This window comes from Aeromicrobium sp. Sec7.5 (assembly GCF_036867135.1).
GTDB lineage: Bacteria > Actinomycetota > Actinomycetes > Propionibacteriales > Nocardioidaceae > Aeromicrobium.
Genome location: NZ_JBAJIJ010000002.1, coordinates 396,739 through 410,022, shown reverse-complemented (window position 1 = coordinate 410,022; position 13,284 = coordinate 396,739). Strand labels below are relative to the sequence as shown.

Annotated in this window: 14 protein-coding genes and 2 tRNA genes; 5 read left to right on the top strand and 11 right to left on the bottom strand. The window is 71.6% G+C overall.

Annotated features, from left to right (window positions below; genetic code table 11):
- Positions 1–79: 79 nt before the first annotated feature.
- The 5 genes from V6S66_RS15335 to V6S66_RS15315 form a co-directional block, all read right to left on the bottom strand.
- On the bottom strand, positions 80–388 hold the full coding sequence (locus V6S66_RS15335; RefSeq protein WP_334207651.1) for a hypothetical protein: 309 nt from the start codon (positions 386–388) through the stop codon (positions 80–82).
- A 381-nt stretch (positions 389–769) separates the two neighbouring features.
- A tRNA-Phe gene (locus tag V6S66_RS15330) sits at positions 770–843 on the bottom strand.
- Between the two features lie 70 nt (positions 844–913).
- Positions 914–1,525, bottom strand: coding sequence for a malonic semialdehyde reductase (locus V6S66_RS15325; protein WP_334207650.1), 612 nt, complete (start codon positions 1,523–1,525; stop codon positions 914–916).
- 83 nt (positions 1,526–1,608) lie between these two features.
- Positions 1,609–2,895 carry a DUF7168 domain-containing protein gene (locus V6S66_RS15320; protein WP_334207649.1) on the bottom strand — a complete coding sequence of 429 codons (1,287 nt, stop codon included), beginning with the start codon at positions 2,893–2,895 and terminating at the stop codon, positions 1,609–1,611.
- A 257-nt stretch (positions 2,896–3,152) separates the two neighbouring features.
- A tRNA-Asp gene (locus V6S66_RS15315) sits at positions 3,153–3,229 on the bottom strand.
- Positions 3,230–3,391: 162 nt separating this feature from the next.
- On the opposite strand from V6S66_RS15315, the gene V6S66_RS15310 reads away from it, so the two are divergent.
- Together V6S66_RS15310 and V6S66_RS15305 are read left to right on the top strand one after the other, a co-directional pair.
- Positions 3,392–3,913, top strand: coding sequence for a cysteine dioxygenase (locus tag V6S66_RS15310; RefSeq protein WP_334207648.1), 522 nt, complete (start codon positions 3,392–3,394; stop codon positions 3,911–3,913).
- On the top strand, positions 3,910–4,326 hold the full coding sequence (locus V6S66_RS15305) for a rhodanese-like domain-containing protein (RefSeq protein ID WP_334207647.1): 417 nt from the start codon (positions 3,910–3,912) through the stop codon (positions 4,324–4,326). Before V6S66_RS15310 ends, V6S66_RS15305 begins: the two co-directional genes overlap by 4 nt.
- Positions 4,327–4,360: 34 nt before the next feature.
- On the opposite strand, the gene V6S66_RS15300 is transcribed toward V6S66_RS15305, so the two are convergent.
- The gene (locus V6S66_RS15300) at positions 4,361–6,469 is read right to left on the bottom strand and encodes an MMPL family transporter (RefSeq protein WP_334207646.1); all 2,109 of its coding nucleotides are present in this window, start codon (positions 6,467–6,469) and stop codon (positions 4,361–4,363) included.
- Positions 6,469–6,990, bottom strand: coding sequence for a TetR/AcrR family transcriptional regulator (locus V6S66_RS15295; protein ID WP_334207645.1), 522 nt, complete (start codon positions 6,988–6,990; stop codon positions 6,469–6,471). The genes V6S66_RS15300 and V6S66_RS15295 overlap by 1 nt, the downstream gene beginning before the upstream one ends.
- A 99-nt stretch (positions 6,991–7,089) precedes the next feature.
- Between V6S66_RS15295 and V6S66_RS15290 the strand changes: the two genes are divergently transcribed.
- Positions 7,090–7,896 carry an alpha/beta fold hydrolase gene (locus tag V6S66_RS15290; protein ID WP_334207644.1) on the top strand — a complete coding sequence of 269 codons (807 nt, stop codon included), beginning with the start codon at positions 7,090–7,092 and terminating at the stop codon, positions 7,894–7,896.
- A gap of 333 nt (positions 7,897–8,229) precedes the next feature.
- Here V6S66_RS15290 and gluQRS read toward each other — a convergent pair whose 3' ends face one another.
- Both gluQRS and V6S66_RS15280 read right to left on the bottom strand, forming a co-directional pair.
- A complete protein-coding gene (gluQRS, locus tag V6S66_RS15285; RefSeq protein ID WP_334207643.1) occupies positions 8,230–9,108 on the bottom strand; it encodes a tRNA glutamyl-Q(34) synthetase GluQRS in 879 nt (292 codons plus the stop codon).
- A gap of 92 nt (positions 9,109–9,200) precedes the next feature.
- Positions 9,201–9,404 (bottom strand): cold-shock protein, encoded by a 204-nt coding sequence (locus tag V6S66_RS15280; RefSeq protein WP_300237442.1) that lies wholly within the window; start codon positions 9,402–9,404, stop codon positions 9,201–9,203.
- A gap of 237 nt (positions 9,405–9,641) precedes the next feature.
- Here V6S66_RS15280 and V6S66_RS15275 point away from each other — a divergent pair, with 237 nt between their 5' ends.
- A complete protein-coding gene (locus tag V6S66_RS15275) occupies positions 9,642–9,827 on the top strand; it encodes a hypothetical protein (protein ID WP_334207642.1) in 186 nt (61 codons plus the stop codon).
- 51 nt (positions 9,828–9,878) lie between these two features.
- Here V6S66_RS15275 and V6S66_RS15270 read toward each other — a convergent pair whose 3' ends face one another.
- Positions 9,879–10,250, bottom strand: coding sequence for an STAS domain-containing protein (locus V6S66_RS15270; RefSeq protein ID WP_334207641.1), 372 nt, complete (start codon positions 10,248–10,250; stop codon positions 9,879–9,881).
- Positions 10,247–12,532, bottom strand: a complete 2,286-nt coding sequence (locus tag V6S66_RS15265; RefSeq protein WP_334207640.1) for a SpoIIE family protein phosphatase — start codon at positions 12,530–12,532, stop codon at positions 10,247–10,249. Before V6S66_RS15265 ends, V6S66_RS15270 begins: the two co-directional genes overlap by 4 nt.
- A gap of 142 nt (positions 12,533–12,674) precedes the next feature.
- Between V6S66_RS15265 and V6S66_RS15260 the strand changes: the two genes are divergently transcribed.
- Positions 12,675–13,139, top strand: coding sequence for an SRPBCC family protein (locus tag V6S66_RS15260; protein ID WP_334207639.1), 465 nt, complete (start codon positions 12,675–12,677; stop codon positions 13,137–13,139).
- Positions 13,140–13,284: the final 145 nt, after the last annotated feature.

Sequence of the window (13,284 nt, the reverse complement as noted above, 5' to 3'; positions counted from 1 at the left end):
AGTGTTCCACCTTGGACCCCGGGCGGTGAGTGTTCCACCGCCCCGCGGCTGAGGCGGTGGAACACTCACCGCCCCCGGATCAGCGCTCGAGGCCCCAGCGGGCCTGGAACTCCGAGGCGGTCAGGCCGTCGAGCTGGTGCTGGATCTCGTCGAGACCCATCGCGGTCTCCTCGGTCCCCGTGACGGGCAGGCGGAGCACCTCGCTGCCGTCGTCGACCCGCCGCACGACGACGTCCCCGAACGAGGGTTGGTCGACGACACCGAGCCCGGCGCCGATGACACGGATCGGCCACGCCAGCATCGACAGCAGTCGCCGCTGGCGGTCGGGGGCCTCGAGCTCGACCCCGTAGGTCTGGTTCGCGGCAGGCACGTCGGTCGGGTCGGTCATGGGGCTCCGGTCGTCGAGGTCGGTGGCTCCATCCTCTCGGGACGGCCCGGGCGGCGCGAGTCGGGTGATCGGCCGCGGGGTGGTTTCGAGGCTCGCGCGCCAGAGCGCACTCGCACCTCAACCAGCGGGTGGACGCTGCGGCTGGGAGGGACCCCCAGGCGACCCGCCGGTTCTCGTGCCAACCCTCATCACAGACGAAAGCGACCCCGCAAAGAATGCGGGGTCGCTTTCGTCTGTGGCCAGGGCCGGGGTCGACTCCCCCTCGCCGCTCGTTCCTCGCGGCTGGGAGGGACCCCCAGGCGACTCGCCGTTTCTCGTGCCAACCCTGGTCGCTTCATGAGAAAAGCCCCCGCAAAGAGCGCGGGGGCTTTTCTCATGAAGTGGCCAGGGCCGGGGTCGAACCGGCGACCTACCGCTTTTCAGGCGGTCGCTCGTACCAACTGAGCTACCTGGCCGTGCCCGTCTCGCGACGAGCGACCGCCACTCTACTCGATGGTCTCGGCGCAGTCCGAATCGGTGCAGCCCTCAGACGACGCGGATCGCGTCGTCCGCCGAGATCCGGGGGAGCCGGTCGAACCAGGCGTCCTCACCGGGGTGGCCGATGTTGATGACGACCTGCGACTTCCAGGCCGTGCCCTCGAAGAACTCCGCGTCGACACCGGCCTTGTCGAAGCCGGCCTGGGGCCCCGTGCCGAGCCCGGCCGCCCGCAGGCCGATGATGAAGTACGCCGTCTGCAGTGCGGCGTTGTAGACCGCGGTGCGCTCACGCCCGGCGTCGTCGCCGAACCAGGTGATGGCGTCAGGAGCGTGCGGGAAGTGCTCGGGGAGCCGCTCGTGGAAGTCGGTGTCGGCCGCGACGACCGCGACGAGCGGGGCGGCGGCGGTCTTGGCGCTGTTGCTGCCGGACATGTGGGCGACCAGCCGGTCACGACCGGGGCCCTTCTCGACCAGCAGGAGGCGCATCGGCTGGTTGTTCATGGCCGTCGGGCCGAGCTTGACCAGCTCGAAGACCTCGCGAACCTGGTCGACCGAGACCGGCTCGTCGGTCCAGGTGTTGGCGGTTCGCGCCTCCCGGAACAACAGGTCGAGCGTCGTGTCGTCGAGGACGAAGGCATCAGTGGTCGCGGAAGTGCTCATGTGCACGTCCAACGCCGGGTTGGGCCGCCGTCTTCCCGACGCCCATGCGGTGAGACCGAGGCCTCACGGGCGCCGGCCCGGGCTCACGCGGAGATCGCCTTCTCGTCACCAAGCCGGGCGCGGTCGGCCGCCGCCCGCCCGCGAGACGTCGACCGCGCGTCGTTGACCGCGCTGCTGCCCTTCCAGGTGCCGCGGACACCGTGCTGGCGCCTCATCGTGTCGTAGTAGTCGTCGACCTCGAGGTCCTTGGCGGCCAGTGCTAGGGCCTTCGACCCGGGAGCGGTGGCCGGCTCGCGGTCGACCCCGGACGCGGCCCGTGCGGCCCGCCTGGCCTCGTGGAGGCGCTGGCCGATGCGGTTGGTCCAGCCCTCGTAGAACGCGGCCCGAGCCGTGCGACCGTGCACCGGGCGGTGGGCGCCGGAGCGAATGTACGCGTCGGCGTCGGCGACCATCTGCACCGCGAGCGAGACGTAGAGCATCTGCGTGACGTCGATGTCGCCCGCGAAGCCGTAGAGCGTGACCCCGGTGTTGTCCTGTCGGATGCTGCACCGCAGGTCGTTGGCGCGAGCCACGGCCAGCATGAGCTGGATCAGACGGACGTTCGACGGCTGCCCACGATGGCCGAGCCGGACACTCTCGAACGTGGGGGTGTGGGCGTTCTCGCCCTGCTCATGGGCGGCCCTGGCGACGGCGAGCTCGATCGAGTGGACCGAGGCCAGCTCCTGTGCCTTTGAGAAGAAGGCCTCGCGCTCGGCCTCGGTGGAGGCTCCCTCGGCGTGACGGAGCAGCTTGCCGACCTTCTCGAGCATCCCGTCGTCGGCGCCTCGGCGGCGATCGAGGCCGGTCTGCGCGTAGGCCTCGCGCAACATGGCGGCGATCTGGATCCAGCCGATGTCCTCCAGGAGCCGGACGAAGGTGGACCGGAACCCCTCACCGTGGACGTCGATGATGGCGCCCTCGACCCCGGTGTTGAGGTGATGGGCCAGCTCGTGGAGCACGACCAGTCCTCGCAACGCCCACGAACCGCCCCGCTCGCGGGCCGGGAGGAAGATGAACCCCTCGCTGTAGCTCGCCTTCTTCCAGCCCGAGTGGGCCACGACCCGCACCGGCTTCTTCTCCCGACCGCGGTAGCCGGATCCGTGCTGGCGCGACAGGTCCTGCAGCCGGTCGAGCACCTTGTCGACGAAGGCAGTGACCTCGGACGGCCGGCTGAAGCGGGGCTCGACCTCGGGTGTGAACGTGGCCCGCTGGTTGCGGCCGTCGCGCCGCACCGTGACCTGGACCTCGCCGGTCTCGAACGAGGTGGCATCGAGCCACGCGGTGACCATGTCCTCGGCGGCGTACGTCGTCCTGCGGTCCGGATCACCCATGCGAGAAGCCTGTCAGAGACCCCTGACAAGCAGCAGGGTCCATGCCTGACGGCATGGACCCTGCTGCTTTCTGGCGACCCCGACGGGACTCGATCCCCCTCGCCCCTCGCTCGGGTGCAACCCGAGGGGATCCGACCGGAGCCCGGGGTTGGCGCTCGGGGCTGGGAGGTACCCCCACCGCTTCGCGGGTACTCGTCCGTCGGACGCCACAAAAGCAGCGAGGTCCATGCCTCACGGCGTGGACCTCGCTGCTTTTCTGGCGACCCCGACGGGACTCGAACCCGCGACCTCCGCCGTGACAGGGCGGCGCGCTAACCAACTGCGCCACGGGGCCTCATACGTGCGGCGAACCGCGGACGCAACCTTATCCCATGGGGTCGGCGCGGATCAAAACGACCCCCTCGTGAACGCGGTACCCCATCGGGTCGGCGTCAGGCCCGCGTCCCACACTGCGGGATCGGCGCCACGGGGCGGCCAGGAGGGCTTCGATGGACCCATGTCCGTCCGCCGCGTCACCGTGCCCGCTCTGAGTCTCGCCGAGCTGGTCGACCTCACCCAGGAGGTCGCCGAGGAGGTTCGGCGCGGGTGTCACGCGGTGCACGCCGACGCCGAGGATCGCTGGCACGTGCGTCTGCGCCGCGACGACCAGGTCGACGTCTGGCTGATCAGCTGGACCACCGACCAGGGCACGCAGCTGCACGACCACGGCGGCTCCTCCGGCGCCTACACCGTCGTCGAGGGCGAGCTGACCGAGACCGTCTGGACGCCGGGTGCCCACGAGCTGCGCGACACCGTCCGCGCCGTGGGCGACACCGTGGTCTTCGGCGAGCACTACGTGCACGACGTCCGCAACGTCGCCACGACCGTCGCCGTCAGCGTCCACGCCTACTCGCCGCCCCTGGAGTCGATGAGCTACTACGAGGCGGAGGGCGGGCAGCTGGTCAAGCTCGCCGAGGCCTGGACCGACGATCCGGAGGCGCCGGCCCCGGCGTCGCTCACCGAGCGGCGGGCCTCGTGACGGGGTCGTTCGACTCGGTCGACGCCCTGCTCGCGCAGGCACGCCGGTCGATCGACCGTCACGCGCCGGCCGACGCGGCCCGCCGCGTCGCCGAGGGCGCGCTCCTGGTCGACATCCGTCCTGCGTGGCAACGCGTCGAGGACGGTGAGATCCCCGGCGCGCTCGTGGTCGAGCGCAACCACCTCGAGTGGCGGCTGCACCCCGACTCGGGAGCGGCGCTGCCGCAGGCGGCCCGCGACCAGAGCTGGATCGTGTACTGCACGGAGGGCTACTCGTCCTCGCTCGCCGCGGCCACGCTGGTGTCGCTCGGGCTGCGCGCCGGCGACCTCGACGGCGGCATCCGGGCGTGGCGCGCCGCCGGCCTGCCGATCGTGGCCGGCGGCACCCCCGTCGAGGGGGTCGTCGGGGCGTGAACGCCCACCCGGTCGCCCGGGCCAGTGCCCGGCCTCAGCCCTCGGAGAGGCCGATCCTGTCGTGCAGCCTGCGCAGGGGACGGGGAGCCCACCAGTTGCGCCGGCCGAGCATCGCCATGAGCGACGGCACGAGGAAGGCCCGGACGATCGTGGCGTCGATCAGCACGGCGGCCGCGACGCCGACGCCGAGCTGCTTGATGAACACGACCTCGCTCGTGGCGAACGCGCCGAGCGCGATCGCGAACAGCACGGCGGCCGCCGTCACGATGCGGCCGGTCCGCTGCAGGCCGAGCGCCACCGCCTCCCGGTCGGAGGCGCCCGCGTCCCTCGCCTCCTTGATGCGGGTCAGGAGGAAGACCGCGTAGTCGGTCGAGAGCCCGAAGACCAGCGCGAAGATCAGCACGGGCTGGGTCGAGTTCAGGGCGCCGACGCTCGTGAAGCCGAGCAGTCCCTCGAGGTGGCCCCACTGGAAGATCATCACGAGCAGCCCGAACGTCGCGCTGACCGTCAGCAGGTTCATGAGCAGCGCCTTGACGGGCAGCACGACCGAGCCGGTCATGAGGAACAGCGTCACGAACGTCAGGGCCCCGAGGATCAGGAGCGCCAGCGGGATCCGGTCGGCGATCGTGGCGAGCTGGTCGACGTGGTCGGCCGCCGTGCCGCCCACCAGGACCTTGCCGGGTGACTCGAGCGCGCGGATGTCGGAGACGAGCGCCTTGGTGGCCTGGTCGAGCGGCGCGCCGGTCGTGAGGACGTCGAGCTGCCACAGGTCGTCGCCCAGGTAGCGGGCAGGCGCCACGGTCTCCACGCCGTCCAGGCCGTCCAGGCCGTCGAGCTGACGCGCCCAGGCCTCGACCTCGGCACCGGCCGACTCGTCCGCCGCCAGGGCGACGAGGACCGGTGAGGAGTCCGCGTCGGTGAACTCGGTGCGGAGGATGTCGTCGGCGACCCGTGCGGACGCGCTCTCGGGGAGCACGCTGGAGTCGACCCCCGTGAAGCTCACGTTGAGGAAGGGGGCGCCGATGCCCAGCAGCACGGTCGTGGCCACGACCGCGGTCGCGACCCGGTAGCGCATGACGAACTGCGAGAGCCGGTACCAGAACCCCCGGTGGTCGGGGTCGGCCTCGGCCTCGCTCGCGCGCTTCCAGCGGGCGGGGGCCAGCGCGTTGACGCGCAGCTGCAGCACGGCGAAGATCGCCGGCAGCACGACGAGGCTGACGGCCGCCGCCATGAGCGACACGAGGATGACGCCAACGCCCATCGAGTAGAGGAAGCGCAGCGGGAACACGAGCAGCGAGACGCCGGCCCCGGCGATCGTGACGGCGGAGTACAGCACGGTGCGACCGGCCGTCGCCACGGTGCGGCGCACCGCCTCCGCCCCTGGCCCGACGCGCACGAGCTCCTCGCGGAACCGCGAGACCATGAACAGCGAGTAGTCGATCGCCAGGCCCAGGCCGAGCCCGGTGATGAGGTTGAGCGCGAACACCGACATCTCGAGGCCCTCGTTGACCCCGCGCAGGACGAGCATCGAGGAGATGATCGTCAGTCCGCCGACCAGCAGCGGCAGCAGCGCGGCGACGGCCGACCGGAACACCAGCAGCGCCGCCACGAAGAGCAGCGGGAACGCGATGAGCTCGGCCCGGACCAGGTCGTTCTCGACCTGGTCGTTGACCTGCTGGAAGGCCACGGCGGACCCACCCACGAGGACCCCGTCGATGCGGGCCAGCTCGTCGCGGAGGTGCTCGGTGGCGAGGTCGCTGTCGGCCTCGGCCGCGTAGGTCACGGCGTAGAACGTGCGCTCGCCGTCGTCGGAGACGAACGGCGGCCCGGCGTCGGGCCCACCCGCGACCTGCCCCACGGCGTCGTCGCGGTCCAGGATCTCGAGCAGCGCCTCCTGGGCCTCGGTGTCGCCGGTGTCGACGAGGGCGACGACCGAGGGGGACGCGTCCAGGCCGCTGGCCTCGGCGACCCGGTCGAGGGCGAGCGAGCTGTCCGAGCTCGTGTCGGAGAAGGAGTCGGTGTCGGCGTTGAGCAGGCCGGTCACGGGCCCGCCCAGCACGACGGCGACCGCGACGAACACGCCGGTCACGGCGAGGACCCGCCACGGGCGGGAGGTGGTGAGGCGGGACAGGGCGTCGATCATCAGAGCTCCTCGAGGATCTGGAGGGGGTCGCCGAAGAGGTCGGGCAGGTCCAGCGCCCCGAGGACCGTCAGCAACATCCCGTAGGACATGAACCGGCGGACCTCGTCGGGCGATGCGCCGCTGACGTCGGCGACCTCGTCCCACACCGCCCGGTACGTGCGCTGGGCGACGTCCTTGATGGCCGGGTCCGAGGCGGCGGCCCACGTGTGGAGCTGGCAGCGCAGGTCGTTCGGGTCGTCCTGGAGCAGGCTGAGGTAGGCCACGCCCATCGCCGCGAGGGGCGACATGCCCTCGGGCCGGTTCGCCGCAGCGTCCCGGAAGACCGCGCGCAGGCCGTCGGTGTGGTGCTCGATCGCGGCGGCGATGAGGTCGGCCTTGGTGCCGAACAGGCGGAAGAGGTACGGCTGACTTATGCCGGCGCGCTCGGCGATGACCTCGGTGGACGTGGCGTGCATGCCCGTGCGTCCGTACTCGAGGATCGCCGCCTGCAGGATCGCCTCGCGGCGGTCGTCGGCACTCATGCGGGGTGACATGATCGTAAGTTAGTGATGACTCACAAACGCTGTCAAGACCCCGCGGTGCTCTGGACATCGGCCAGGCCGGGCGCAAGGCTGCACCCCATGCCTCTTCTCGACGTCAACGGCACGCAGGTCCACGTCACCGACACCGGGGGCGACGGACCGCCCGTGGTCCTCGGCCATGGCCTGCTGTTCAGCGGGTGGATGTTCGCGGCCCAGGTCGAGGCGCTGCGCGACCGGTACCGCTGCGTGACGATCGACTGGCGGGGTCAGGGCCAGTCGCCGCCGGCGCGGTCTGGGGGCTACGACATGGACACGCTCACCGACGACCTCGTGGGCGTGCTCGAGGCCCTGGACCTCGGCCCGGTGCACTACGTGGGTCTCTCGATGGGCGGCTTCGTCGGCATGCGGCTGGCAGCGCGACACCCGGAGCGGGTCCGCACGCTGACGCTCCTCGACACGAGTGCCGGGCCCGAGGACCCCGAGAAGATCGCGCAGTACAAGCTCCTGGCGACCGTCTACCGGCTGGTCGGGATGAAGCCGGTGGCCGGCAAGGTCGAACCCATCATGTTCGCCCCGGGCTACGGTGACGCCCCGGCCGAGCGTGCCCAGATCGAGGAGTGGATGAGCCAGCTAGGTCGGGTGCGACGTGGCGGCATGAAGCGTGCGATTCGCGGGGTGACCGACCGGGAGGCGATCCTGCCGGAGCTCGGCCGCATCACGGCGCCGACCGTCGTGGCCACCGGTGAGCACGACGCGGCCACCCCGGTGGCCAAGGCGGAGACCATCGCCGACGCGATTCCCGGGTCGCGACTCGTGATCATCCCGGGCGCGGGCCACTCGAGCACGATCGAGCGCCCCGACGTGGTGACGCAGATCCTCGAGGACCACCTGGCAGCGCACGGCTGATTGACGGCGAGGCTGCCTGTCGCCTGACCGAGGTTTCGAGGCTCGCGCCGCAGGCGGCACTCACACCTCAACCACCGGGAGCGTGGGCGGAGCCCCGCCCCTTGAGGTGCGAGGAACGAGCCTCGAAAGGGGTACCTCAGCCTTCGACCTGACCGAGGTTTCGAGGCTCGTCGCTGGCGCTCCTCGCACCTCAACCACCGGGAGCGTGGGCGGAGCCCCGCCCCTTGAGGTGCGAGGAACGAGCCTCGAAAGGGGTAACTCAGCCTTCGACCTGACCGAGGTTTCGAGGCTCGTCGCTGGCGCTCCTCGCACCTCAACCACCGGGGGTGGGGCTCAGTCGGGGGCCGGCGGGGTCACGATCCAGGGGTCGCGTGGCAGTCGGGCGGGGTCGAAATCGGCGAGCCACTCGCGCGGTCCCGCGCCGGTGAACCCCAGGGACCCACCGATGAGCGCGAGCACGTCGACTCCTCGGTCGGTGAGCTCAGCGAGCGTCACCGCTCCGTCGCGCTTCGCCAGACGTGCGCCACCGGCGTTCAGGGCCAGCGGGACGTGGGCGTACTCCGGGACCGCGAGGTCGAGGAGGGTGGCGAGGTGGGCCTGCCGCGGCGTCGACGGCAGCAGGTCGTCTCCACGGACGACCTGGTCGACTCCTTGGTGCGCGTCGTCCAGCACGACCGTGAGGTTGTAGGCGACGACGCCGTCGCCGCGCTGCAGGACGAGGTCGTCCACGGGGCCCGTGAACGCGCCGTGCAGCAGGTCGTGCACGGTCCACTCGTCCACCTCGGACCGCAGGCGGATCGCCGCGGGACGGTCGCGGCGGCGCTCGTCGCGCTCCGCGGGTGAGAGGTCCCGGCACGTGCCGGGGTAGGACCCCGGCGGGTGGTGGGGCGCGGTCGGAGCCTCCGCGATCTCGCGGCGCGTGCAGAAGCACTCGAACGTCCGGCCGGCGTCGATCAACGACCGCACGGCGTCCTGGTGCGCGCCGGAGCGGGTGGACTGCCACAGCACCGGGCCGTCCCAGTCGAGGCCGAGGGCCTCGAGGTCCGCGAGCTGACGCTCGGCGGCACCGGGTCTCACGCGGTCGAGGTCGTCGACCCGCAGCAGGAAGTCGCGGTCCGTGGATCGGGCGAGGAGCCAGGCGAGCACCGCGGTGCGCAGGTTGCCCACGTGGAGGTCGCCCGAGGGGGAGGGGGCGTAGCGACCGGCGGGCATCGCCCCAGTCTGCCGCGCGCCTGCCCCTGGACGTGCAAACGCCCCGCCCCCTGCGTGAGGGGACGGGGCGCTTGCTACGCGCTCAGATCAGATCAGAGGGCGCGGATGTTCGCGGCCTGCAGACCCTTCTGGCCCTGCTCGACGTCGAACTCGACCTTCTGGTTCTCGTCGAGCGAGCGGTAGCCCGAGCCCTGGATCTGGTTGAAGTGGGCGAAGAGGTCCTCGCCGCCGCCGTCGGGGGCGATGAAGCCGTAGCCCTTTTCAGCGTTGAACCACTTGACGGTTCCGGTAGCCATATTGTTCTCCTTCGGTGGTGCGCACGTACTGATTACGTGCGACGGAGTCGCGACGCGCATCAACCGAGAGAAGAATCAAAGACTCCACCTGAGTGGGGCCGGTCAAGCAACACTGGCACATCAACGCTTACAACACCGGTAACACTACCCCATGGTGGGCGGCGCGCGACACTCGCCGCGCACCACGGGGCGGCGCACTCGCGTCCGGGCCCGGCAGGCCACATCGGAGGAGGGTTCATGGACGAGCTGGGAGCGGCGGTCGACGCCCTGCGACAGGCCGAGGAGGTCGTTGCCGAGGCCACGCGTCGACGTGACGACGCGGCGCGGCGCGCGATCGCCGACGGTGTCCCGGTCGCGTCGATCGCGGAGCGGGCGGGCCTGTCGAAGGCCCGCGTCTACCAGATCCGCGACCACCGACGCTGACGGCGCAGCGGGGCGGCGCAGCGAGGCGGGACGGTGGGGCCAGGCGGGGCGTCAGCCCTGGGCGGGCAGGGCCGACGCGAGGTCGGGATGGATCTCGAACACGTTCTCCATGCCGGTGATCGTGAGCACCCGGTGCACGACCGAGTTGGCGCCCGCGACCCGGAACGCCCCGTTCTCGCGGACGATCTTCCAGGCGCCGACGAGGGCGCCCAGGCCGGACGAGTCCATGAAGTCGACCTTGGTCAGGTCGACCACGACCCGCTCGTCACCGGACGGCAGGCCGGCGATGAGCTCGGCGCGCAGGTGGCGGGCGGTCTCGATGTCGATGTCGCCGTCGAGCGTGAAGAGGACGTGACCGTCGCGCTCCTCGCGGGTGACGGACAGGGGGACGTCGGACCGGGCATCGGTGGGCTGATCACTCATGGTGGGTCCATTGTGGTGGACGGGTCGGAATCGCGCCTCGTGGGCCCCGAGCGACGCAGGGCGACGACGGTGAGGTCGTCGTCCATCGTGCCGGGAACGGCGGCCAGGAGTCCCTCGATCCAGTCCTCGAGCGGACCGTCGGTGGGGATGTCGGCGACCCCGGCGCGGAGCTGGTCGAACGACTCGTCCAGGAGCACGCCACGTCGTTCGACGAGGCCGTCGGTGTACAGGAGCATCATCTCGCCGGGGGCGAGCTGCACCCAGTCAGTGCGGGCGGATCCGGTGCCTGCACCGAGGAGCGGGCGACCGGTGGCCGGCTGGGTCGTGGTGCCGTCGGCCCGCACGACGAGCGGCGGCGGGTGCCCCGCGTTGGCCAGCTCCACCTCGCCGGTGGTGGTGTCGATGACCGCCATGATCACGGTGGCCGTCTGGCCGCCGAGCATCCGGGCCACGAAGCGGTCGAGACGGTCGAGGATCTCGGCGGGGGAGTGCCCGTCGACCGCGTACGCGCGCAGCGACGTGCGGACCTGCGCCATCGCCGCGGCCGCCGTCACGCCGTGCCCCGCGACGTCGCCGACGGTGACGGCGACGCGTCCGTCCGGGAGCGCGAACACGTCCCACCAGTCGCCGCCCAGCTGGATGTCGGCGGCGGGGCGGTAGCGGGCGAGCAGGTCGAAGTCCGCGAGCTCGGGGGTCTCGGTCGGCACCAGCGAGCGCTGCAGCGACTCCGCGACGGCCACGTGCTCGCGTGAGCGGCGCACGAGCTCGTGGGAGACCGTGCTGCGGAGCTGGTCGGCGACCTCGAGGTGCCAGGGGAGCCACGGGTCGCTGCGGTCGCGCACGACCTCGCGCCAGCGCTCGAACGACTTGCGCGGACTCAGGCGGACGTCCGGCCCCTCGGCCGCGGCGAGCTCCTTGTTACGCGGGTCGCCGCCCCAGTCGACGACGTGGACCTGCGCCGGGCGGATCCACATCATCCAGCGGTCGGCGCTGTTGCTGATGACGAGCGCACCGGCGGCGGTGGCGGAGTGAGCGGCGAGGTCGGGGTCGAGCTCGGCGAGGTGGTTCGACGACACCGCCGAGCCCGTGTCGGACCGGAGCAGGCCCGCGATCCGGTGCAGCGCGGCGTCCTCGGGCACGCGCCCGGCGGTCCGCAGCCGGCCGTCGACCCAGATCGCCGCCCCGGTCGCGCCCACGAGGTCCAGCGTGGTCGGGTCGGCGATCAGCGCATCGTGCACGGGTCCCAGGTTCGCGCCGATCCGCGCCACGAGGGCTGCCAGCTCGGTCGTGGCATGGAGCTGGTCGAGTCGTCGGTCGGCGCGCTGGCGGTCGTCGATCATCTGCGAGCCGGTCTGGCCCAGGAACTCCGCGGCGCTGCGCACGTCGAACGAGACGTGGTGCGGCCCGGAGTAGTGGTGGCAGGCCACGAGTCCCCACAGCTCACCGTCGCTGATCATCGAGACCGACATCGACGCCGTGACGCCCATGTTGCTGAGGTACTCGACGTGGATCGGCGAGACGCTGCGCAGGGTCGAGTGCGACAGGTCCAGGGGTTCGCCGGTCGTCGCGTCCAGCACAGGATCGAGCGGGACGGGCGCGTAGCCGATGTCGGCGATCAGGCGGGTCCAGTTGACGGTGTAGAGGCGGCGCGCCTGGGCGGGGATGTCGGTGGCGGGGTAGTGCAGGCCGCGGAACGAGTTGAGGTCGGGACGCTTGTCCTCGGCCACGACCTCGCCGTTCCACTGCGCGTCGAACCGGTAGACCATGACGCGGTCGAACCCGGTGAGCGACCGGATCTCGGTCGCGAGCTGGTCGCAGAGCTCGCTCAGCGAGCGGGTCTGCGCCAGTCGGCCGACGGCGGTGCGGGCCGTGCGGTAGGACACGACCTGGCCGGCACCCCCGACCGGCTCGAGCTCCACCACGACGCGGTCGCCGGAGTGGTGCACGACCAGGTCGACGGCCGAGCGGCCGAGCAGGCCGGACCCGGGCACGCGGACCCGCTGCGCCACGAAGAGGTGCTCGTCGGCGAGGGCCTGGCGCACTGCCGCCGCCGCCTCGCGACCGATCACGTCGTGGAGCAACTGGCCGCGCACGTCCGTGACCGGGCGATCCAGCATGTCGACGGTGTTGGCCGAGACGATCTGGACGCGCTCCTCGACGTCGATGGCCAGCAGGAGCCCGTGCGGCTGGATCGCTCCGGGGACGTGGATCGGCTCGCGGTCGCACGTGGACAGGCTCGCGGCCTCGTAGGCGGGCGTGTGGTCCGACAGGGGGAGCGTCACAGGAACCCTTCGAGGAGGTGGCCCGCCTGGATGCTCAACCGGTGGCCCGAATCCTAGGGGGTGCGACGCACGCCGGTCGCGCAGCGTGCTGCTCCGGAGCGTCCCGGTTGCGGGCACTGCCCGGGCGACGCACGGTGGAGGCATGACCGATTCCACGCATGTGACCGTGACCCGCACGATCGACGCACCGGCCGACGCCGTCTTCGACGTGTTGTCCAACCCCGAGCGGCACGCCGAGCTGGACGGCTCCGGATTCGTCCGCGGCGACGCCGTGTCCGACCGCATCACCGCGACCGGGCAGGTGTTCACGATGAACATGGCCGGCGAGCACATGGGCGGCGAGTACCAGACCGACAACCACGTGACCGGCTACGACAAGAACCACCTGCTGGCGTGGAAGACCGCCCCCGCCGGCGCGGAGCCGCCCGGCTGGGAGTGGGTCTGGGAGCTCGAGAACCAGGGCCCGGACGCCACCGAGGTCCGACTCACGTACGACTGGAGCAAGGTCGAGGACCAGGAGCTGCTCCAGAAGCTCTCGTTCCCGCTCGTGCCGCAGGAGGGCCTCGAGGAGTCGCTCAACCGGCTCGCCGCAGCGGTGGCCTCCTGACCCGAGGCTTGGCCTGCCGCGCCCGACTCCCCTAGGGTTGGGCGCGGTGGGTCTTCCACGCTGGCTCCAGCACCGGGCCCTCGGGATGTCCTCGCCTGCCCGGTCCGACCGTGTCGCCCGGGCGACGTCGAGCCGATCGTGAGGA